This is a genomic window from Streptomyces sp. AA4 (assembly GCF_000158875.1).
Classification (GTDB): Bacteria; Actinomycetota; Actinomycetes; order Mycobacteriales; family Pseudonocardiaceae; genus Amycolatopsis.
This window is the reverse complement of sequence record NZ_GG657746.1, coordinates 2,527,884-2,549,866: the sequence shown is the minus strand read 5'-3', so window position 1 is coordinate 2,549,866 and position 21,983 is coordinate 2,527,884. Positions and strand designations below refer to the sequence as shown.

The following is a 21,983-nucleotide window of genomic DNA, read 5'->3' as shown; positions in this document are numbered from 1 at the left end:
GCTCGACGGGTCCTGGGCGGAACTTGTCCTCCGCCCGGGACCCACCCTTCGCGAAAGGAGCGGCCGTGCTTGCCGAACGCCTGCCGATCGTCGACGACCTGCACGGTTACCTCGTGCCCGATCCCTACCGGTGGCTCGAAGACGCCGCCAGCGCGCAGACCCGGAGCTGGCAGGCCGCCGAGGACGACCGCTGGCGCGCGCACGCCGCCGCCCTGCCCGGACGCGCGCGGCTGCACCAGGACGTGCGGCGGCTGAGCGCGATTGGGGTCGTGACAGCTCCCCTCTGGCGCGGCGATCGGCAGTTTTTCCTTCGCCAGCAACCCGGACAGGAGCACCCGGTGCTCTATGTGTCCGAATCGGACGGTGCGGAACGGGCGCTCGTCGACCCGAGCGCGCTGGACCGCGACGGCCTGGTGACGCTCGACGCATGGCACCCCAGCCACGACGGCACGCGCCTGGCGTACCAGCTCTCCCGCGGTGGTACGGAAAACTCAGTTCTGCACGTGCTCGACGTCGGCTCCGGCGAGCAACTCGGCGGGCCGATCCACGGATGCCGGTACACCCCGGTCGCGTGGTTGTCCGGCACCGAGGAATTCTGCTACGTGCGCGAGCGGCGCGTTTGGCGGCACCGGGTCGGCACCCCGGTCGAACAGGACTTCGCGGTCTCCGAGCGAACCGGGTCGCTCGGGCTGGAAATCGATCGCGACGGCCGATGCCTGGTGCTCGCCGAAGGCACCGGCCTGTGGCTCGTCGACCCCGTCACCGGCGCGGAGCGAACCATCCACAAAGGACCGAACGGTCGCGCGGCCGCCCTGCCCCACAAGGATTTCCTGTACCTCCTCACCGACCAGGACGCGCCGCGCGGCCGCGTGTGCGTGGCCGATCTCTCCGAGCCCTCGCGGTGGCGCGAGTTGATCCCGGAGGATCCGGCAGCGGTGATCAGCGATCTGGCGCTGCTGGACGGGTTCCTGGTGGTGAGCCGGATCAGGCACGCGATCGGCGAGATGAGCCTGCACGACCTCCGGACCGGCGACCGGGTCGCCGACGTGCCGTTGCCCGGTGCCGGATCGCTGGGTTCGGTGTCCACGCGCGGCAACGAGGTGTGGTTCAGCTACACCGACAGCGTGACGCCGGGCGCGGTCTACCGCTACGACGCCGAGACGCACCAGACAAAACTGTGGGCGGGAACGCCCGGCGTGACCGTGCCCGACGTGCTCAGCCGGCAATTGACCGCGACTTCCGCGGACGGCACCCCGATCCGGGTCGTAGTCCTCGCGAAGCCCGGCACCGGGCCGCGTCCGACGATTCTCTACGGCTACGGCGGTTTCGGCGTACCGCTCACGCCGTCCTACTCCAGTTACATCCTCGCGTGGGTCGAGGCGGGCGGCGTTTTCGCGTCCGCACAGGTGCGGGGCGGCGGCGAGGAAGGGGAAGAATGGCACCGCGACGGAATGCTCGACCGCAAGCAGAATGCCTTCGACGACTTCGTCTGCGCGGCCGAGCACTTGATCGCCGAGGGCTGGACGACACCGGCGCACCTGGGCATCTGCGGCGAGTCCAACGGCGGCTTGCTGGTCGCGGGCGCGCTGACCCAGCGTCCGGAACTGTTCGCCGCCGCGGTGTGCTCGGCGCCGGTGCTCGACATGGTGCGGTACGAGCGGTTCGGCCTCGGTCCGCAGTGGCGCGAGGAGTACGGCTCCGCCGCTGATCCCGAGCAATTGGCTTGGCTGCTCGGCTATTCGCCGTACCACCGGGTGAAGGAAGGCGTCGAGTACCCCGCGGTGCTCTTCACGACGTTCGGCGGAGACACCCGGGTCGACCCGATGCACGCCCGCAAGATGTGCGCGGCGCTGCAGTGGGCGACCGCGAGCGGGCGGCCGGTGTTGCTGCGCCATGAGCCGGACGCCGGCCACGGCGCGAGTTCGGCGACCCGGGCGATGCGGCTCGCGGGCGACCTGCTCGCGTTCCTCGCCAAGCACACCGGGCTGGACGTCGCATGATCACTTTCGGCGACGTCGCGCGGCGCGCGGGCGGCTGGCTGCCGCTGATCGGGCTCGCCGGCCTCGTCGGCAGCCTCGGCACCCTCGCGTTGCCCACTGTGCTGGGCAACGCGGTCGACGCGCTGATCACCGGGCACAGCCGCGGGACCTGGGTGGTGGCCGCCGGGATCCTGATCGCTGTCAACGTCGTCTTCGACGTGGTCGACGCCTACGCGGGCACCGCCTGCGTCGCCGGGACCACGGCGTGGCTGCGCGATCGCGTCGTGCGGCATGTGCTCGCGATCGGTCCGGCCCGCGCCGCCCGGTTCGAGACCGGCGACCTGGTCACGCGGGTCTCGGGCAGCGCGGTCGAGGCCGCGCAAGCCGGTCCGGCCGTCGTCACGACGATCTCGGCCGCGCTGCCGCCGATCGGCAGTCTCGTGCTGCTGGCCTGGATCGATCTGTGGCTCGCGCTCGCCTTGCTGGCCGGCCTCGCGCTGGTGGTGGCCGTGCTGCGGACCTTCGCATTGCGCAGTGCGGCGGTGATGGTCGCCTACCAGCAGACGCAGAGCGCGATCGCGGCCCGGCTCGCCGAATCCCTCGGCGGGGCCCGGACAATCGCCGCCGCGGGCACCGTCGACGCGGAGGAACGCCGGGTGCTGGCTGATCTGCCGACGCTGCACGAACACGGTGCCGGCACCTGGAACGTCCTGGCGCGCTCCAGTGCGCAAGCCACCTTGGTCGGCCCCCTCGTGCTGGTCGCCGTGCTCGCCGCCGGCGGCATCGAACTGCTGCGCGGCCGGATCACCCCCGGCGAACTGTTCGCGGCCAGCCAATACGCGGTGATCGGCGGCGGGCTCGGCGCGTTGACCGGGGTCTTCAGCAGGCTCGCCCGGGCCAAGGCGGGCGTGCGCCGCGTCGCCGAAGTGCTCGCGACCGAACCGGTTTCCTACGGCACCGAGGCGTTGCCGGACGGCCCGGGTGCCGTCGAGTTCCGCGGCGTGACGGTGCGCGCGGACGACACGGTGTTGCTGGAAGACGTGCACCTGAGCATCCCCGGCGGGGCGGCGGTAGCGGTCGTCGGCGCGTCCGGAGCGGGTAAGTCGGTGCTCGCGGAGGTAGCCGCGCGCCTGCGCACCCCCGACGAAGGCGAGGTCCTGCTCGACGGAGTCGCGCTGGCGGCGCTGGAGCATCGCGCGCTGCGCACCGCGGTCGGCTGCGCGTTCGAGCGGCCGGTCCTCGTCGGCGCGTCGATCGCGGACGCGGTGGCTGCCGGACGCGACATCGACGTGCGGGCCTCTGCGCGCGCCACGCACGCGGACGAGTTCGTCAACCGGCTCCCGGACGGCTACGCGACCCCGCTGGCCGAGGCGCCTCTGTCCGGCGGCGAGCACCAGCGGCTCGGCCTGGCCCGCGCGTGGCCAGCCCGGCGCCTGCTGGTCCTCGACGACGCGACGTCCAGTGTGGACATGGTCACCGAGATGCAGATCGCCCGCACCCTCACCGACGACCACGGCGAGCGCACCCGGCTGATCGTCACCCACCGCGCGGCGACCGCGGCGCGCGCCGACCTGGTGGTCTGGCTGGCCGAGGGCAAGGTCGTCGCGACCGGCACCCACGACGAACTGTGGGCGCGGCCGGATTACCGGGAGGTCTTCGGATGAGGCGGGAAATCTCCTTTGGCCTCCAGGCGATGCCGCGCAGGCCGGTGGTGGCGTTGCTGCTGTGGTCGGTGCCCGAGGCGCTGCCCGCCGCTCTCTCCGGCTTCGCGGTCGCGCACGCGGTCGACTCGGGTTTCCTGGCCCATCGCCCGGCGGTGGGCCTCGCGTGGCTCGGGCTGCTGCTCGTGGCCGCCGGGCTGGGGGCACTCGGCTCGCGACAGGTGTGCCGGCTGCTCGGCTCGCTGGTCGAGCCGTTCCGCGACACCCTCGTGCGCAAGGTCGTCCGCGGGGCACTGGGACACGCGGTGCGCGGGCGCGCCGACGACGGGGCCATCGCGCGCCTGACCCACCAGGTCGAGATCGTCCGCGACACCTACGCCGGGCTGATCGTCGTGCTGCGCGGGTTCCTCGTGACGGTCGTGGGCGTCGTGGTCGGCATGGGGTCGGTCGACCCGGTCATCGTGGCCCTCCTGCTGCCGCCGTTCCTGCTGGGTCTCGGCCTGTTCCTCGGCACGCTCCACCTGGCCGCCGAACGGTTCCGCCGCTCCGTACACGCCGACGAGCGCCTCGCGGTCACCGCCGGAGCCGTACTGGCCGGCACTCGCGACATCGCCGCGACCGGCGCCGAGGAGCACTCCGCGGACCTGGTCGCCGGGCCGATCCGGGCGCAGGCCGACGCCGAGCGCGCGATCGCCACCGTCACCGCGGCCCGCACGCTCTGCCTGGCAGTCGGCGGCTGGGTGCCGCTGATCGTGCTGCTCGTCGCCGGACCGTGGCTGGTCAGCCGCGGCCTGACCGCCGGGGCCGTGATGGGCGGTCTCACCTACGTCCTCATCGGACTCCAGCCGGTGCTGCGCAACCTGATGACCGCGGTCGGCGGCAGCGGTTTGCGGTACGTCGTCACCGTCGGCCGCATCCTCGACGCCGCCGAACTGCCCGCCGAACCGGCGCGCCTCGCCGAACCCGGCCGCAGCGGCGAACTGACCGTCCGCGACCTCACTTTCGCCTACGGCTCGCATGCCGAACCCGTGCTGCGCGGGCTCGATCTCGTCGTGCCGCCGGGCGACCACCTGGCGATCGTCGGTCCCAGCGGCATCGGCAAGTCGACGCTGGCGGGTCTGCTTTGCGGACTGCTGCGCCCCACCGCCGGCGAGGTCCTGCTCGGCGACGTACCGGTCTCCGACCTGTCCGCACAGCGGCTTGCTCAGGTGCGCACGCTGATCCCGCAGGAGGCCTACGTCTTCGCGGGCACCGTGCGGGACAACCTGACCTACTTCGCGCCGGACGCCGACCCCGAGCGGGTGGCGCAGGCAGTCCACGCGATCGGCGCCGACGAGCTTGTGGCGCGCCTCGGCGACGAGGTCGTGCCGTCGGCGTTGTCAGCGGGCGAACGGCAGCTGATCGCACTGGTGCGGGCCTACCTCTCACCGGCCTCGGTGGTGGTCCTGGACGAAGCGACCTGTCATCTCGACCCCGCCGCCGAACGCCGAGCCGAGGAAGCGTTCGCGCAGCGCGATTGCACGCTGATCGTGATCGCGCACCGGATCAGCTCCGCCTTGCGCGCTCGCCGGGTACTGGTGCTCGACGGCACCGGTGCCGCCGCCGGGGAGCACCGGACGCTCTTGGAAACCTCTCCCCTCTACCGGGACCTGCTCGGTCACTGGAATCCTGAACGCCGCCTGGAGGAAGTGTGACGACCGCTAATCCGCTCGCGCCGCTCACGGCCGACGAGATCGCGGCCGCGTCCGCGATTCTCAAGGGCGCCAAGGGACTCGGGGCCATGGTGCGGTTCCTCAGCATCGAACTGCACGAGCCGGCCAAACGCTCCGTGCTCGACGGGGTCCCGGTCGAGCGCGAGGCGTTCGCGGTGCTGCGCGACCGGGACAGCCGGACCACGATCGAGGCCGTCGTCTCGATCACCCGCGGGGAACTGGTGTCCTGGCGGGAGATTCCCGACGCGCAGCCGGGCTTCTCCCGCGACGAGTTCGCCGAATGCGACGCGGTCCTGCGCGCCGACCCCGGCTTCCAGGAGGCCTTGCGCCGCAGGGGAATCACCGACCTGGACTCGGTCGTGATCGACCTGTGGGCGGCGGGCAACACCGGGCCCGCCGAGGACCCGGCACGGCGGCTGATGCGCCCGCAGGTCTATGTGCGGCAAGGGATTTACGACAATCGCTACGCCCACCCGGTCGAAGGGCTGACCGCACTGGTCGACATCGACCGGATGGAGGTCGCGGAACTCGCCGACCACGGCGTCGTGCCGATCCCGCCGCGGCACGGCAACTACATCCCGGAGCTGGTCACCGGCGAGATCGAGGGCTACCCGGACAACGTGCCGTCGTTCGCCGCGACCCGGGCCGATCTTCGGCCGCTGGAAATCACGCAACCGGATGGTCCGAGTTTCACGCTGGACGGCTACGAGCTGAGCTGGCAGCGCTGGCGCCTGCGCGTCGGCTACACCATGCGGGAAGGCTTGGTGCTGCACCAAATCGGGTACGACGACGGCGGACGAGAGCGGCCGATCGTGTACCGGGCTTCGATGTCGGAGCTGTACGTGCCTTACGGCGATCCGAACCCGTCGCAGCGGGTGAAGAACGCCTTCGACATCGGCGAGGGCGGCATCGGGCCGTGGCTGAACTCGCTCGCGCTGGGCTGCGATTGCCTCGGCGAGATCCGCTACCTGGACGTCGTGATGTGCGACGACGACGGCGCTCCGGTGACGCTGCCCAACGCCGTCTGCATCCACGAGGAGGACGACAACCTGGCCTGGAAGCACACCGACGGCAACCTCGGGCACGCCGAAACCCGTCGGCAGCGCCGGCTCGTGGTCTCCTGCTGGGCCACCGCGAACAACTACGACTACGGATTCTTCTGGTACTTCTACCTCGACGGCACCATCGAGTTCGAGGTGAAGCTGACCGGCATCGTCTCCACCGGCGCGTACGAGGGCGATGCTCCGCGCTACGGCACCCCGGTCGCTCCCGGCCTGTACGCCCCGAACCACCAGCATTTCTTCAACATGCGGCTGGACATGTCCGTCGACGGTGAGCACAACAGCGTGTACGAAGTGGACACCGTCGCCGTGCCGGGTTCCGAGCACCACAACGCGTTCGCCGCGCAGCCCACGCTGCTCGCCCGGGAAAGCGAGGCACAGCGGCTGGTCGACCCGCTCGCCGGTCGCGTGTGGACAGTCGTCAACCCGTCGGTCCGCCACCACACCGGCCGCCCGGTCGGCTACCAGCTGATGCCGGGGACGAACATCCTGCCGCTGGCCCAAAGCGGGTCGCAGACGAGCCGGCGCGCGGGCTTCGCGTACCGGCACTTGTGGGTCACCGCCTACGATCCGGACCAGCGCTACGCGTCGGGCGATTACCCCAACCAACGCCCCGGCGACGACGGACTCGCCGAGTACGTCCGCGCCGACCGGCCGCTCGTCGACACCGATGTCGTGGTCTGGTACACGTTCGGCGCGAACCACGTGCCGCGCCCGGAGGACTGGCCGGTGATGCCGGTGTCCAAAGCGGGCTTCCACCTCAGGCCGGTGGCGTTCTTCGCCGCGAACCCGGCGCTGGACCTGCCTCGGCCCGGACATCACTGCTGAGCCGTCCGGCGTCGGCCGCGGTTCCGGAGGCAGGCTCCGATTCCTGCGCAGCGTGCCTGCGGCACCGCCGAAAGTACTGTTTTCCTCGGCCGCGGCCGGGCAGCTCCGATACGCTCATCGGCAGGTCGCGCCGGTCGCGGACGCACGACCGGACTCGGCACTGAGCGAGCGCTTACACTCTAGGAACGACGGGCGGACTCACCGGCCGGCGCGGGACTAGAGGAGGATCGCCGGATGACCACGCTCTCGGCCGACCTGTGGCCCGACGTGCAGCCCGAGACCGCGCGCCGGCTGATGCTCGCCGGGGTGGAGTCGTTCGCCGAGCGCGGCTACCACGCGACCACCACGCGGGACATCGCCGGCGCGGCGGGGATGAGCCCGGCCGCGCTGTACGTGCACTTCCCCTCGAAAGCCGCGCTGCTTTTCGCGATCAGCCGCAACGGGCACGAGCAGACGCTCGCCCTCGTCGAGGACGTCCTCGGGCGCGTCACCGGCCCGGTGGAGCGGATGCGGCTGCTAGTGGAGGATTTCGTCGCCTGGCACGCGCGGCGGCACACGGTCGCGCGGGTCGTGCAGTACGAGCTGAACGCGTTGCCGGAGAAGGAATACCAGGTCGTCGCGCAGCTTCGGCGGAAGATCGAGCAGCGCGTGCGCGAGGTGATCGCCGACGGGGTCGAGTCCGGCGCGTTCACCGTCAGCGACGTCGGGATCGCGGCACGGGCGGTGCTGTCGCTGGGCGTCGACGTCGCGCGCTGGTACAGCGAACGGACCCGGCAGACGCCCGCCGAACTCGGCAGGGAGTACGGCGAACTGGTCCTCCGCATGCTCGGCGCGAGTTAGCGCGCGGCGCGCCACTCGCCCAGCGGGAAGATCCGGGACACCGGAATCGAGAATTTGCCCTCCGCCGCGAGCGACGCGAACTCGCCGAGGACGTCGCAGCGGACCGGTGGAACGGCCCCGGACCGAAAACCGGGTCGCCGACCCCGATGCCGGTCACCTCTTCGCCGAACGCGTCGACCGTGCGTCACGATTTCCGACTCACTCACCGGTGCGGAGCCAGACCGAGGCATCGCCCCCGCGGATCTGCTCGCCGTCGCCACCTCGGCCTGAAGTCGCCCGCGCGAACCGTTCCGCGATGTGCGCCAATCGGTCCAGCAATTCCGGCGGTGCGTCCTCCACCACGAAATCGAATTCCCACTGCGCGAGGTAAAACGGGATGTAGTCGAAGGTTTTCGCGCCGGTGCGCATCCGGCAGGTCTCGTCGTCGATCGGCTCGATCACGGCCGTCGTCGGAGAAACCCGCGCCGCCAGCACTTCCGCCGGAGCCGACACCCGCAGCGTCACGATGTGCGGATACGGCGCGGTCGCGATGCGGCTCGACACGTACGCGGCGAGGTCCTCGGCCGGCGGTTTCCTTGGCGTGAAACGGAAACTGGGCGTCGGCAGACCTTCGATGCGGTCCAGCCGGAAGGTGCGCCAGGCGTCGCGGCCGAGGTCCCACGCGACGAGGTACCAGCGCCAGCCGGTGTGCACGAGCCGCAGCGGTTCCACGTCGCGTTCGGCCACCGCGCCCGCGTGCGTGCCGTAGGTGAACCGCAGCCGCTCGTGGTCCCGGCACGCGGCCGCGACCACGGTGAGCAGCTCCGCGTCGATCGTCGGCGCGCCGCCCGGCATCCGGACCATCGCCGAATCCATCGCCCGCACCCGGTGCCGCAGCCGCGCGGGCAGCACCTGCTCGAGCTTCGCCAACGCGCGCACAGACGTCTCCTCGATGCCGGACACGGTGCCGTTGGCCGCCGTGCGGAGGCCGACCGCCACCGCGACCGCCTCGTCGTCGTCCAGCAGCAACGGCGGCAGCGCCGCACCGGAGCCCAGCCGGTACCCGCCCGCGACCCCCGGTGTCGCGTGCACCGGGTAACCGAGCTGCCGCAGCCGTTCGACGTCGCGGCGGATCGTCCGGACGTCGACGCCCAACCGGCCCGCGAGGTCCGGACCAGGCCAGTCGCGGCGCGCCTGCAGCAGCGAGAGCAGGCGCAACAGGCGCTCGGAGGTTCCGTACATGCCGAGCACTCTGCCACGCTTCGCGGACAGCTTCAGTCCTCGATCGGCCGGACCTCGCCGCGCCGTGCGAAAGTGACGCATGCTCGACGACCTGCTCGCTGTCGCCCGCGAAGAGGCGGAAGCCGGAAAAGCCGAGGGCGGCGTGCCGATCGGCGCGGCCCTGTTCGACCGGGACGGGAAGCTGCTCGGCCGCGGCCACAACCGGCGCGTCCAGGACGGCGACCCGTCCCTGCACGCCGAAACCGCCGCGTTCCGCGCCGCCGGCCGCCGCCCGCACTACCGCGACACGATCATGGTCACCACGCTGTCGCCGTGCTGGTATTGCAGCGGCCTGGTCCGGCAGTTCGGCATCCCGCACGTGGTGATCGGCGAATCGCGGACGTTCACCGGCGGCCACGGCTGGCTGGCCGACCACGGCGTCCGGATCGACCTCCTCGACGACCCGGCGTGCGTCGCACTGATGACCGAGTTCATCGAGCGGGAGCCCGCGCTGTGGTTCGAGGACATCGGCGAACCGACGTGACTCAGGCCAGCGGCGAAAACTCCGTCGGCAGGGCGATGATCGAGTCCGCGTCGAGGATCTCCTCCGGCGCGCCCGGCGGCGGCCACATGCCCTTCGCGTAGAGGTCGCGGCGGATCGCGAGCCGTTCGTCCAGGCTGGCGAACGGCCAGATCTGGATGATCCGGTCCGGGCCGTCGAGCGCGTACATCACCACGGTCAGCGGATCGACCAGGTGCCGCGCGGGCAGCGCTTCGCGCCAGCCGTCGATCGTCGCGGTCAGGCCGCCGGGCCGGAGGCGGTAGTCGCGGATTTCGTAGACCGAGCCGTACTTCCCCGGCCGCACCGGCGGGACGAACGGGAACGGCGCGAAACTCTGCAGCGACAGGTCGGTCAGGCAGCCGCCGCCGAACGGTTCGCGGCTGTGCCGGGCGCGCAACCGCTCCTCGTCCAGAGCTTGCTGGTTCTCGAATCCGCGCAGCACGAGCAGCCTGCCGAGCGGGCCGTTCTCCGTCTGCCAGCAGCCGAGCAGCTCGCCGTGCCCCTCGACCCACGGCAGCACGCCCTCGGCGGCTTTCGGCCCGTCGAGCAGCCGGAACGACAGGATCGCCAGCTCGTACCGGACGGCCTGCTGCTCCAGGGCGACGTCGGCACCGCTGATCCGGACCGGTTCGGTCATGACGCTCCCAGTTCGCTCTCGCTTCTCCTCCCAGCGTCGCACAGCGGGGCGACCGCGCTCGCCGAGCGGCTTCGGTTGCCCTTCCGTCCCCGCCCGGCTTCCCGATCGTCCCGCTCACCGGCACCCGGACCTCCTGCCAGCAGTGAGGTTTTTTCCCACCCTCGCCCGCGTCTTGACACTTCTCAATGGTCTAGTCCATTGTGACTGCGCACACACTCCCCCGAGTGCCTGCCGGGGCGCCGCCGCCACGTCCGGCTTCGCCAGGTGCTCCGATGACGCGTGCCGCCGGGCGCGCTTCCCCCGTTGGAGGACCCATGAAATCCTTGCGCCGCAGCAATTCCCGCCGGGCACTCGCCGGACGGCTCGGCGTACTGGCACTCGCCGCCGGTGCCGCGCTGTCCGCCGCGACCGGCACCGCCTCAGCCGCGGGAGACCCGGTCCTCGCGGCGCCGTACCTGTACCAGTGGGGCGGCCAGAGCGATCCGTCCGCCGCGATGGACGCGACCGGCGTCAGCGCGTTCACCCTCGCGTTCATGCTTTCCGGCGGCGGCTGCACCCCGGCGTGGGACGGCAATCGCCCGCTCGACGGCACCGATGCCGCGATGATCCAGAAGATCCGCTCCGCGGGCGGCGACGTGATCCCGTCCTTCGGCGGCTGGTCGGGCAACAAACTGGGCCCGAACTGCGGGTCGCCGGACGAATTGGCGGGCGCGTACCAGCAGGTGATCGACGCCTACAGCTTGCAAGCGATCGACCTCGACATCGAAAACACCGACGAGTTCGAGAACGCGGCCGTGCAGGACCGGATCCTCGGCGCGGTCAAGATCGTCAAGGACAGGAACCCGAACCTGCGGGTCGTGATCACGATGGGCACCACGCCGCAGGGCCCGAACGACTGGGGCAAGCGGCTGATCTCGCAGGCGAAGGCACTGGGCGCGGACGTCGACGTGTGGTCGCTGATGCCGTTCGACTTCTCCGACGGCGGCGACATGGTCGCGATGACGAAATCCGCGGTCGACGGGCTGGTCGGGGAACTGAAGTCGACCTTCGGCTGGGACGACGCCACGGCTTATCACCGAGCGGGCCTGTCGTCGATGAACGGCAAGACCGACCGAGCGGGCGAAGTCGTGTCGGTAGCGGACTTCACCGCGATCCGGGACTGGGCCGCCGAGCATCACCTGGGCCGGGTGACGTTCTGGGCGACGAACCGGGACTGCAGCGGGTGCAGCGGGATCGACCAGGAGAACTACGCGTTCACGAAGGTGGTGGCCGGGTACAACGGCTGACCACGGTCCGGGGCGGCGGTTCGGCTGCTTCAGGCCGGGTGCCGATCCGCACGAGGCTGACCGCGGTGCTCCGGAGTGGACTGGCAGCGCTCCCCTGACCCGGCCGCAACGGTCGCAGCGAGCCGAGCCGACAGCGGTACAGCTCGCCTATGCCGAGCTGACGGCGGTTCGGCTGCTCCGACCACAACGGTCACGGCGGGCCGAATCGACGGCAGTTCGGCTGGTCAGAGCAAGACGGGCCGCAGTTCGGCCGAGGTGAGCGGATCGATCGGGCTGAACCCGCCTGGGCACGCTCACCTGGTCCAAACCAGGTGGCACCCGTTCGGTCGGCCCGGACCGCGTTGGGGGCGGTCCGGCTGGGCGACCGGCCGCCGTGCCGTCAGCCACCGGTGGACTGAACCACCGCCTCGCCCTGGTGGCAGTCCAGCCGGGCGAAGCGGGGCGACGGGGACCTTCCCGCCCGGGAGGTCCCCGTTCGACCGTCCGTCACACAGCGTGCGCGGATACGGCCAAACGAGTGAAGATCAGGCAGCGGCGGTAACCGACAGCGCCGCTTCGCCGGCCTCGGTCAGCTCGGCGGGGACGCGGCCCGCGGCGGTGACACCCTTGCCCGGACGAAGGTAGCCGCCCTTGGCGAGCGCGTGCGCGGTCATCTGGTCGCAGCACGCGAAACCGTCGACGAAAAGGTCGGGCTCGCAGCTGGTGGACATCTCCGCGCGCTGTTGCGCGACCGCCTTGAGCATGGCCATCGCGCGATGGGTCAGCTCGACGGTCACCCCTTCTGCACCGGACACCGGGATCGCCTTCTTCCTCGTGGGCTACTTACTCAACGTTATCGCCGATTGAGCCAACTGTGTTAACAGCCACACTGTAGCTGTTCGGGAATGTGACGATGCCTAGACCTGTTCGGTTCCCGCCAGGCGAGACTCGAGCGTCCGAGCCCACTCGCGCACGATCTGTTCGCGGCGGCGGGTGTCGTCGGTGAGCAGGTTGGCGAGGCCGAGCCCGCGCCCGAGGTCGAGCGTGGCCTGGACCAGTTCGCGCACGCCCGGCCGAGTCTCGTCGACGCCGAGCAGCTCGACCGCGACCCGATGCGCCTCCCGCCCGACCCGCGCCTCCAGCGGCACGAGGACGTCGCGCAACTGCTCGTCCGTCGACGCGACCGCCCACAACTGCAGCGCGGCGCGGAACATCGGCCCGGTGTAGAGGGTCAGCAACATCTCGACGACCCACTCGATCCGCGACGCCCCGCCCGGCGACCCGGCCGCCCGGGTGCGCAGTTCGTCCAGCTGAGCCTCGCCGAGCAACTCGACGGCCGCGGCGACCAGCGATTCCCTGGTCGGGAAGTGGTGCTGCGCCGCGCCCCGGGAAACTCCGGCCCGCTCCGCGATGACCGCGACGGTGACCCCGTGCCAGCCCCGCTCCCCAATGCAGTCCATGGCGGCCTCGATCAACCGCCGCCGAGTAGTGCGGCTGCGTTCTTGCTGCGGTTCGCGGAGCATCAGGCACCACCTCGCCCGGCCGGTCCGCTCCCGCACAAGTCCGTGAGGGGAACCCTCAGGGACTCTGATTCCCTCAGGGTTCCCCTCACGGACCTCAGGCCCGGCCCGCGTCGGACGCTCCTCATGACGTCACCACTGCTCAGTACGACTTCGGCAGCCCAAGGCTGTGCTGCCCCACGAAATTCAGCACCATCTCGCGGCTCACCGGCGCGATCCGGCCCAACCGCACGGTCGTCACCAGGCTTCCCAGGCCGTATTCGGTCGCCAGGCCGTTCCCGCCGTGGGTTTGCACCGCCTGGTCCACCGCGCGGATCGCGACTTCCGCCGCCGCGTATTTCGCCATGTTCGCGGATTCCCCGGAGGCGAAATCGTCGCCCGCGTCGTAGAGCGTGGCGGCCTTCTGCGTCATCAGTTTCGCCAGCTCGAACTCGATTTTCACCTGCGCGAGCGGATGCGCGAGCCCCTGGTGCGAACCGATCGGCGCACCCCACACCTGGCGTTCGTTGGCGTACCCCACGGCCTTGTCCAGCGCGTACCGGGCGGTGCCCAGCGAAAGCGACGCGCCCATGATCCGCTCCGGGTTCAGGCCCGCGAACAGCTGCGCGATCGCCGCGTCCTCCTCGCCGACCAGGGCTTCCGCGGGCAGCCGCACGTCGTCCAGGAACAGGGAGAACTGGTTTTCCGGCGCGACGATGTCCATGTCGATCTTCGAATACTCGAACCCGGGCGCGTCCGTCGGCACCACGAACAGCACCGGCTTCAAGCGGCCGGTCTTCGCGTCCTCGGTGCGGCCGACGACGAGCACCGCGTCCGCCTCGTCGACGCCCGAGATGAACACCTTGCGCCCGGACAGCACCCAGTCGCCGCCGTCCCGGCGCGCGGTCGTCGTGATGCGGTGCGAGTTGGACCCGGCGTCCGGCTCGGTGATCGCGAAGACGATTTTCTTGCTGCCGTCGGACATTCCGGGCAGCCACTGCTTCTTCTGGTCCGGCGTGCCGAAGCGCGACAGCACCGTGCCGACGATCGCCGGCGACACCACCATCAGCAGCAGCGGCGAGCCCGCGGCCGCGAATTCCTCCAGCACCGCGGCGAGATCCGCGATCCCGGCTCCCCCGCCGCCGTACTCCTCCGGCAGGTTCACGCCCAGGTAGCCGAGCCGTCCGGCTTCGTTCCACAGCTCGTCGGTCTTCTCGCCCGCGCGAGCCTTCTTCGCGTGATACTCGTGCCCGTACTTGCCCGCCAAGTCGGCCGCGGCCTTGCGCAGCGCCACCCGCTCCTCGGGCTCGACGAAGTTCATCGCGTTCATTCGGTCTCTCCCACCACAGCCAGCACCGCGCCTACCTCGACCTGTTGCCCGACCTCGACCGGCAGTTCGGCGACCACGCCGTCCGCCGGGGCCGAGATCCGGTGTTCCATCTTCATCGCTTCCAGCCACAGCAACGGATCGCCCGCCCGCACACTGTCCCCCGCGGACACCGCGAGCCGCACGACCGTGCCCGGCATCGGCGCGAGCAGCGAACCCGCGGCCAGCGCCGAATCGGGGTCCGCGAATCGCGGTTCGGCGGCCAGCGCCACCGCACCCAGCGGCGAGTCCACATAGGACACCGAACCGTGCCGGGCGACCGCGAAGGTCCGGCGGACCCCGGCGATGTCGAGGACCACCTTGTCCGGTGCCGCGGCGACCAAGGCGACATCGTCGTAGCCTTCGGCACGCAGACCGTCCCGGGTCAGCGAGTAGACGACCTCGTAACGGTTGTCTCCCTTGGCAAACACCTTGCGCTGACCGGCGGAGCGGACGTTGCGCCAGCCGCTGGGCAGTCGTCCCAGAGTGGTCGCGGAAGCCCGGTTCCCGGCGGCATCGGCGAGCGCGGCCGCCAAGGCGGACCAGCGTTCGGTGTCCACAGTGGCCAGCGGAGCGGCCAAAGTGTCGAGTCCGTGCCGGTCGAAAAACGCGGTATCCGTTTCCCCGGCGAGGAAAGCTTCGTGGCGCAGGATCCGGACCAGCAGGTCGCGGTTCGTCACCACGCCGTGGATCTTCGCGCCGGCCAACGCACCGGCGAGTCGACGCGCGGCTTCCGCCCGCGTGGGCGCCCACGTGATGACTTTCGCCAGCATCGGGTCGTAATGAACACCGATCACCGAACCGGATTCCACACCGGAATCCAGCCTTAGCCCGGCGCCGTGGGTGAATTCGCGGTCCACTCCGGACACTTCGAAGGTGTGCAACGTACCGCTCTGCGGCTGCCATCCCGCCGACGGGTCTTCGGCGTACAGGCGTACTTCGATCGAATGCCCCTGGGCCGCAGGCGGTTCGGCAGGCAACCGAGCGCCCTCTGCCACCGAAAGCTGCAGCGCGACCAGATCCAGCCCAGTGACATTCTCGGTCACCGGATGCTCGACCTGCAGCCGCGTGTTCATCTCCAGGAAGTAGAACCGGCCGTCCGGACCGGCCAGGAATTCGACGGTTCCCGCGCCGACGTAGTCGATCGCCTGCGCGGCTTTGCGCGCGGCATCGAACAATTCGGCCCGCATGGCATCGTCCACGAAGGGCGATGGCGCTTCCTCGACCACCTTCTGGTGCCGGCGCTGGATGGAGCACTCCCGCTCCCCGACCGCCCAGACCGTGCCGTGCGAATCGGCGAGCACCTGGACCTCGATGTGCCGTCCGGTTTCGAGGTACCGCTCGCAGAACACCGTCGGGTCGCCGAACGCCGATCCCGCTTCCGCGCGGGCGCTCTCCACGGCTTCGGCGAGCTCGTCGAGCGAACGGACCACGCGCATTCCGCGCCCGCCACCGCCAGCGGAAGCCTTGACCAGCAACGGAAGGTCATCCGAGGTCACCGACGCCGGGTCCAATTCGGACAGCACCGGAACCCCGGCGGCGGCCATCAGCCGTTTCGACTCCACTTTGGAGCCCATGGTCTCGATCGCCGCGGCTGGCGGGCCGATCCAGGTCAGTCCGGCGTCGAGCACCGCACGGGCGAAACCGGCGTTCTCGGACAGGAAGCCGTACCCGGGATGGATCGCGTCGGCTCCGGCGTCGGCCGCGGCTTTGACGATCAGCTCGCCGCGCAGATACGTCTCGCCCGGCGCGTTGCCCGGCAGCCGGACGGCGACGTCGGCTTCGCGCGCGTGCGGCGCGTCGGCGTCCGCGTCGGAAAACACCGCGACCGTGCCGATTCCGGCGTCCCGGCAGCTGCGGAACACGCGGCGGGCGATTTCGCCCCGGTTGGCGACCAGCAGATTCTGGATCATGGCCCTCACATCCGGAAGACGCCGAAGCCGCCTTCGACGCCCTTCACTGGTCCGTTGTGGATCGCCGACAGGCTCATCCCGAGCACCGTGCGGGTGTCGCGCGGGTCGATGATGCCGTCGTCGTAAAGCATGCCGGAGAGGAACATCGGCATCGATTCCGCCTCGATCTGGTTTTCCACCATGGCGCGCATCGCGGCGTCGTTTTCCTCGCTGTACTCCTGGCCTCGGCTCGCCGCCGCTGCACGGGCCACGATGGACAGCACGCCGGCCAGCTGCGCCGGTCCCATCACCGCCGATTTCGCGCTCGGCCAGGCGAACAGGAACCGCGGATCGTAGGCCCGGCCGCACATCCCGTAATGCCCGGCCCCGTAGGACGCTCCCATGAGGACGGACAGGTGCGGCACCTTCGAGTTCGACACCGCGTTGATCATCAACGCACCGTGCTTGATGATGCCGCTCTGCTCGTATTCCTTGCCGACCATGTAGCCGGTCGTGTTGTGCAGGAACACCAGCGGCGTGTCGATCTGGTTGGCCAGCTGGATGAACTGCGCGGCCTTCTGCGATTCCTCGCCGAACAGCACGCCCTGCGCGTTGGCCAGGATCCCCACCGGGTAGCCGTGGATGCTCGCCCATCCGGTGACCAGGCTCGGCCCGTACAGCGGCTTGAACTCGTCGAAGTCCGAACCGTCCACCACGCGCGCGATCACCTCGCGCGGGTCGAACGGGATCTTGAGGTCGGTCGGCACGATGCCGAGCAGGTCCTCGGCGTCGAACAACGGCTCGGCGTAGTCCGGCTTGGGCGACGGGCCTTGTTTGGTCCAGTTGAGCCGCTTGATGATGCCGCGGCCGAGCCGGATCGCGTCCTCCTCGTCGACCGCGAGGTAATCGGCTAGCCCGGACGTCCGGGCGTGCATTTCCGCGCCGCCGAGCGATTCGTCGTCGGACTCCTCGCCGGTCGCCATTTTGACCAGCGGCGGTCCGCCGAGGAACACCTTCGCGCGTTCCTTCACCATCACCACGTAATCGGACATGCCGGGCAGATACGCGCCGCCCGCCGTGGAGTTGCCGAACACCAGCGCGACGGTCGGGATCTTCGCCGCCGACGACCGCGTCAGGTCGCGGAAAATCCGGCCGCCGGGAATGAAGATTTCCTTCTGCGTCGGAAGGTCCGCGCCGCCGGACTCCACCAGGTTGATCACCGGAAGCCGGTTCTGCGCCGCGATGTCCGCCGCCCGGAACGATTTCTTCGTCGTCCACGGGTTGCTCGCGCCGCCCTTGACCGTCGGGTCGCTGGCCGAGATCAGGCATTCGACGCCTTCCACGACGCCGATCCCGGTGATCACGCTCGCGCCGACCCGGTAGTCCGAACCCCACGCGGCCAGCGGTGACAGCTCGAGGAACGGCGAATCCTCGTCCAGGAGCAATTCGATCCGCTCGCGCGCCAGCAGTTTTCCGCGCTTGCGGTGGCGTTCGACGTACTTCTCGCCGCCGCCGGCGACCGCTTTGGCCTGTTCGGCGTCGATCTCCGCGAGCTTCTCCAGCATCGCCTCGCGGTTCGCGGCGAACTCGTCGGCCCGGGTGTCCACTGTGGACCTGAGAGTGGTCATGCGGTGTATCCCAATCGCTTCGCGGCCAGTCCGGTGAGGATTTCGGTGGTGCCGCCGCCGATGCCGAGAATGCGGACGTCGCGGTAGTGCCGTTCCACTTCGGACTCGCGCATGTAGCCGAGCCCGCCGTGCAGCTGCACCGCCTCGTTCACGACCCATTCGGCGGTCTGCACCGCGGTGTTCTTTGCGAAGCACGCCTCGGCGATCACTTCTTCGCCGGACACGTGCCGGAGCGCGACCTGCCGGGCATACGTCCGCGCGACGTCGACCTTGCCGGCCATCTCGGTGAGCTTGTGCTGCACCAGCTGCCGCGAGATCAGCGGACGTCCGAACGTCTCGCGCATCCGGCACCAGTCCAGCGTCAAATCCAATGCCCGCTGCGCGTGCGCATACGCCTGCACCGCCAGCGAAAGCCGCTCGGTGACGAACTGCGTCGCCACTTGCGCGAACCCGCTGTTCTCCGCGCCGACCAAGTTCTCCGCCGGCACTCGAACGTCTACATAAGACAGTTCCGCGGTGTCCGAAGCCGCCCAGCCCATCTTCTCCAGCTTGCGCGACACGGTGAACCCGGGCGTTCCGCGCTCGACCACGATCAGCGAAAGACCGTGCGCACCAGCTTCGCCAGTTCGGACCACAGTGGTCACGAAGTCCGCGCGGCAGCCGGAGGTGATGAACGTCTTGGCCCCGTTGAGCACATACTCGTCGCCCTCGCGCACCGCCGTTGTGCGAATCCCGGCGACGTCGGAGCCGCCGTCTGGTTCCGTGACCGCGAGCGAGCCGATCTTCTCGCCTTCCAGCGTCGGCCGCACCCAGCGTTCGATCTGCACCGGATCGCCGGCCTCGACGATGTGCGGCACCGCGATCCCGCAGGTGAACAGCGACGCGAACAGCCCGCCGGACCCGCCCGCGTAGTGCATTTCCTCGGCGACCACGAGCGCGTCGAGGTAATTGCCGTCGCCGCCGCCCGCGGATTCGGGGAACGCGACCCCGAGCAGGCCCAGCTGTCCGGCCTTGCGATGCAGGTCGCGCGGCAGCTCCCCGGCCCGCTCCCAGTCGTCCAGGTGCGGCAGCACGTCCTTCTCCACGAACCGGCGCACCGTCGCGCGCAGTTCGGTGCGTTCCGGCGTGCGGAACGGATCCACGGTCACAGCAGCGCCTCCGGGACGTCGAGTTCGCGCGCCCGCAGCCATTCGCCGAGCGCCTTCGCTTGCGGATCGAATCGGGCCTGCGAAGCGACGCCGTCACCGAGAATGCCCTCGACCACGAAGTTCATCGCCCACAGGTTCGGCAGCAGGTGCCGGGTGACCGGCAGTCCTTCGGTTTCCGGCAGCAGACGGCGGAATTCCCCGACAGTCAGCCGGTGCACGAGCCAGCGCCAGGCTTCCTCGGACCGCACCCACACGCCGAGGTTCGCGTTGCCGCCCTTGTCCCCGCTGCGGGCCCCGGCCACGAGACCGAGCGGCACGCGCCGCACCTTGTCCGCCCGCAACGGTTCCGGCAACTCTGGTTCGTCCACTTCGGACAGATCGAGCGTCGCGGAGGCGGGCGCGATGTCCACCTTGGACCCATCCGGCAGGACCGCGACGTGCGGCACCGCGGCAGCGTCCACAAAGGCCGCCGAATAGACCCCGAACGGCGAAGCGTCCGAAGGCGGTGCGGTGACGTGGAATCCCGGGTAGCTCGCGAGCGCCAGCTCGATCGCCGCTCCGCTGAACGCGCGTCCGGCGATCTTCGGATCGTTGTCCTTCACCGCGACGTGCAGCAGCGCACTGGCGCGTTCCTCGGTGTCGGCGTCCGCGTGATCGGTGCGTGCGAGCGTCCACCGGACCTCGGCCGGCGGGCGCTTGGCCAGCGCTCCTTCCAGCTGTTCCCTTACCAGCGCGGCTTTTTCCTCGATGTCCAGTCCGGTAAGGACGAACGTCGTCTCGTTCCGGAAACCGCCGAGCCGGTTGAGGCACACCTTCAACGTCGGCGGCGGCGCTTCCCCGCGCACCCCGCTGATCCGCACCCGGTCCGGCCCGTCGTCCGAAAGCGACAGAGTGTCGAACCGTGCCGTCACATCGGGATTCGCATACCGCGCACCGGTAATCTCGTACAGCACCTGCGCCGTCACGGTGCCTACGTTCACCACGCCACCGGTGCCGGGATGCTTCGTGATGACGCTGGAGCCATCGGCGTGGATCTCCGCGAGAGGGAATCCCGGCACGCCGATCGGCTGTTCCCGGAAGAACGAGTAGTTGCCGCCGGTCGCCTGTGCGCCGCATTCGATGACGTGCCCCGCCGCGACCGCCCCGGCGAGCGCGTCGTAGTCGTCGCGAGCCCAGCCGAAGTGCGCCGCCGCCGGTCCGACGATCACCGACGCGTCCGTGACCCGTCCGGTCACCACCACGTCCGCACCGGCCTTCAGACATTCCGCGATGCCCCACGCACCGAGATAAGCGTTGGCAGTCAACGGTTTCTCGAAGCCGAACTCGTCCGCGCGCGCGATCAGGTCGTCGCCTTCGACGTGCGCGACGCGGACCTCGATACCAAGTTTCGCGGCCAGTTCCCGCAACGCGTCGGCGAGCCCGGCCGGGTTGAGCCCGCCCGCGTTCGCGACGATCCGGACGCCCTTGTCCTTCGCCAGTCCGAGGTTCTCCTCCATCTGCCGGAGGAACGTCTTGGCGTAGCCGCGGGCCGGGTCCTTCATCCGGTCGCGGCCGAGGATGAGCATGGTCAGCTCGGCGAGATAGTCGCCGGTCAGGACGTCGAGCGGGCCGCCGGTCAGCATTTCCCGCACGGCGGAGAACCGGTCGCCGTAAAACCCGGACGCGTTCCCCACGCGCAGCGGCGCGCTCACGCGAACTGCCCCGGCTCGCGCCCCGCCCCGGGCGGTCCGGCGAACGCCTGCGCGATGCCCAGCCATTCCTCGACGTCCGCGCCCGTCGCGACGAGATCAGTGTCCGCCGGATGCCGCCGCTGCGTCACGACCAGGCAGAAGTCGAGCGCGCTGCCGGTCAGCCGCTGCTCCGCGTCCTGCGGTCCGAACGCCCACGTGCTGCCGTCCGGCGCGGTCAGCTCGACGCGGAATTCCTCCGTCGGCGGCGCGAGCGAGTGAAGTTTGTACGCGAAATCGCGCGTGCGCGTGCCGAACCGGGCGATGTGCCGCAGCCGTTCGGTGGGCTCGCGTTTCACGCCGAGCGCGTCGGCGATGTCCTGCCCGTGCGCCCAGGTCTCCATCATCCGCGCGGTCGCCATCGAAGCCGCACTCATCGGCGGGCCGTACCACGGCAGCTTCTGCCCGTCCGGCACCGCGGCGAGCGCCTCGGCCAGCGCGGCCCGACCGGCGCGCCACTGCGCCAGCAACTCGTCCGGCGGCAGCTTAGCCCCGTCTTCGGCACCCTGGTCGACGTAGTTTTCGCCGATGCTCAACAGGTTCTCGACCTCGGACTGCCAGTCCTCCGGCCGGCTCGCGGAGATCAGCGATTTGCCGTCGGTCCACGCCAGATGCGCGATCTGATGCGCGATGCTCCAGCCGGGCGCCGGCGTCGGCCGCGCCCACCCCTCGGCGGGCAACCCGGCGACCAGGTCGTCGACCGCCTGCGATTCGGCCGCGAGATCCCGGAGGATCCCCGCGAGATCAGCCATTCCTGCGCCTCCCTGCGTCCGCCGCACCACCTCGTGCGGACCCAGCGTGGACCCTGGCCCCGGAAAAATCAAGCGCGCCTGATTGTTTTGCACCCGGCACCTTGTCCGAGCAAGTCCGTGAGGGGAACCCTGACGGACTTTGAGTCCCGCAGGGTTCCCCTCACGGACAGCAGGTCACCGCCTCCGGCGCGCCCGAATGTGGCGTTCGGTGCGCCAGACGCACCGA

At 70.3% G+C, this 21,983-nt stretch carries 17 protein-coding genes; 7 read left to right on the top strand and 10 right to left on the bottom strand.

Going from position 1 to position 21,983, the window contains the following annotated elements; genetic code table 11:
* Window positions 1-65: 65 nt before the first annotated feature.
* From SSMG_RS11915 to SSMG_RS11895, 5 genes are all read left to right on the top strand, one after another.
* Complete coding sequence (locus SSMG_RS11915; RefSeq protein ID WP_009076002.1) at window positions 66-2,000, top strand: prolyl oligopeptidase family protein; 1,935 nt, start codon at window positions 66-68, stop codon at window positions 1,998-2,000.
* A complete protein-coding gene (locus SSMG_RS11910) occupies window positions 1,997-3,643 on the top strand; it encodes an ABC transporter ATP-binding protein (RefSeq protein WP_009076000.1) in 1,647 nt (548 codons plus the stop codon). The genes SSMG_RS11915 and SSMG_RS11910 overlap by 4 nt, the downstream gene beginning before the upstream one ends.
* Complete coding sequence (locus SSMG_RS11905) at window positions 3,640-5,334, top strand: ABC transporter ATP-binding protein (protein WP_009075999.1); 1,695 nt, start codon at window positions 3,640-3,642, stop codon at window positions 5,332-5,334. Before SSMG_RS11910 ends, SSMG_RS11905 begins: the two co-directional genes overlap by 4 nt.
* On the top strand, window positions 5,331-7,241 hold the full coding sequence (locus tag SSMG_RS11900; protein WP_009075996.1) for a primary-amine oxidase: 1,911 nt from the start codon (window positions 5,331-5,333) through the stop codon (window positions 7,239-7,241). Before SSMG_RS11905 ends, SSMG_RS11900 begins: the two co-directional genes overlap by 4 nt.
* Window positions 7,242-7,475: 234 nt before the next feature.
* A complete protein-coding gene (locus SSMG_RS11895) occupies window positions 7,476-8,081 on the top strand; it encodes a TetR/AcrR family transcriptional regulator (protein ID WP_009075994.1) in 606 nt (201 codons plus the stop codon).
* Between the two features lie 198 nt (window positions 8,082-8,279).
* Here the strand turns inward: SSMG_RS11895 and SSMG_RS11890 are convergent, their stop codons facing one another.
* On the bottom strand, window positions 8,280-9,302 hold the full coding sequence (locus SSMG_RS11890; protein ID WP_009075990.1) for a YafY family protein: 1,023 nt from the start codon (window positions 9,300-9,302) through the stop codon (window positions 8,280-8,282).
* A gap of 79 nt (window positions 9,303-9,381) precedes the next feature.
* On the opposite strand from SSMG_RS11890, the gene SSMG_RS11885 reads away from it, so the two are divergent.
* A complete protein-coding gene (locus tag SSMG_RS11885) occupies window positions 9,382-9,825 on the top strand; it encodes a nucleoside deaminase (protein WP_009075989.1) in 444 nt (147 codons plus the stop codon).
* A gap of 1 nt (window position 9,826) precedes the next feature.
* Here SSMG_RS11885 and SSMG_RS11880 read toward each other — a convergent pair whose 3' ends face one another.
* Window positions 9,827-10,480, bottom strand: coding sequence for an NIPSNAP family protein (locus tag SSMG_RS11880; RefSeq protein WP_009075986.1), 654 nt, complete (start codon window positions 10,478-10,480; stop codon window positions 9,827-9,829).
* Window positions 10,481-10,794: 314 nt separating this feature from the next.
* Between SSMG_RS11880 and SSMG_RS11875 the strand changes: the two genes are divergently transcribed.
* Window positions 10,795-11,766 carry a chitinase gene (locus SSMG_RS11875; RefSeq protein WP_050788154.1) on the top strand — a complete coding sequence of 324 codons (972 nt, stop codon included), beginning with the start codon at window positions 10,795-10,797 and terminating at the stop codon, window positions 11,764-11,766.
* Window positions 11,767-12,290: 524 nt separating this feature from the next.
* Here the strand turns inward: SSMG_RS11875 and SSMG_RS11870 are convergent.
* From SSMG_RS11870 to SSMG_RS11835, 8 genes are all read right to left on the bottom strand, one after another.
* Window positions 12,291-12,560, bottom strand: a complete 270-nt coding sequence (locus SSMG_RS11870; protein WP_009075983.1) for a hypothetical protein — start codon at window positions 12,558-12,560, stop codon at window positions 12,291-12,293.
* Between the two features lie 102 nt (window positions 12,561-12,662).
* A complete protein-coding gene (locus SSMG_RS11865; protein WP_037713415.1) occupies window positions 12,663-13,268 on the bottom strand; it encodes a TetR/AcrR family transcriptional regulator in 606 nt (201 codons plus the stop codon).
* A gap of 139 nt (window positions 13,269-13,407) precedes the next feature.
* Window positions 13,408-14,574, bottom strand: a complete 1,167-nt coding sequence (locus SSMG_RS11860; RefSeq protein WP_009075978.1) for an acyl-CoA dehydrogenase family protein — start codon at window positions 14,572-14,574, stop codon at window positions 13,408-13,410.
* Window positions 14,571-16,523 carry a biotin carboxylase N-terminal domain-containing protein gene (locus tag SSMG_RS11855; protein WP_009075976.1) on the bottom strand — a complete coding sequence of 651 codons (1,953 nt, stop codon included), beginning with the start codon at window positions 16,521-16,523 and terminating at the stop codon, window positions 14,571-14,573. The genes SSMG_RS11860 and SSMG_RS11855 overlap by 4 nt, the downstream gene beginning before the upstream one ends.
* A 5-nt stretch (window positions 16,524-16,528) precedes the next feature.
* Window positions 16,529-18,130, bottom strand: coding sequence for an acyl-CoA carboxylase subunit beta (locus SSMG_RS11850; RefSeq protein ID WP_009075974.1), 1,602 nt, complete (start codon window positions 18,128-18,130; stop codon window positions 16,529-16,531).
* On the bottom strand, window positions 18,127-19,278 hold the full coding sequence (locus SSMG_RS11845; RefSeq protein WP_009075972.1) for an acyl-CoA dehydrogenase family protein: 1,152 nt from the start codon (window positions 19,276-19,278) through the stop codon (window positions 18,127-18,129). Before SSMG_RS11845 ends, SSMG_RS11850 begins: the two co-directional genes overlap by 4 nt.
* Complete coding sequence (locus tag SSMG_RS11840) at window positions 19,275-20,969, bottom strand: acyclic terpene utilization AtuA family protein (protein WP_009075970.1); 1,695 nt, start codon at window positions 20,967-20,969, stop codon at window positions 19,275-19,277. Before SSMG_RS11840 ends, SSMG_RS11845 begins: the two co-directional genes overlap by 4 nt.
* Window positions 20,966-21,757, bottom strand: a complete 792-nt coding sequence (locus tag SSMG_RS11835) for a TIGR03084 family metal-binding protein (RefSeq protein WP_037713410.1) — start codon at window positions 21,755-21,757, stop codon at window positions 20,966-20,968. Before SSMG_RS11835 ends, SSMG_RS11840 begins: the two co-directional genes overlap by 4 nt.
* Window positions 21,758-21,983: the final 226 nt, after the last annotated feature.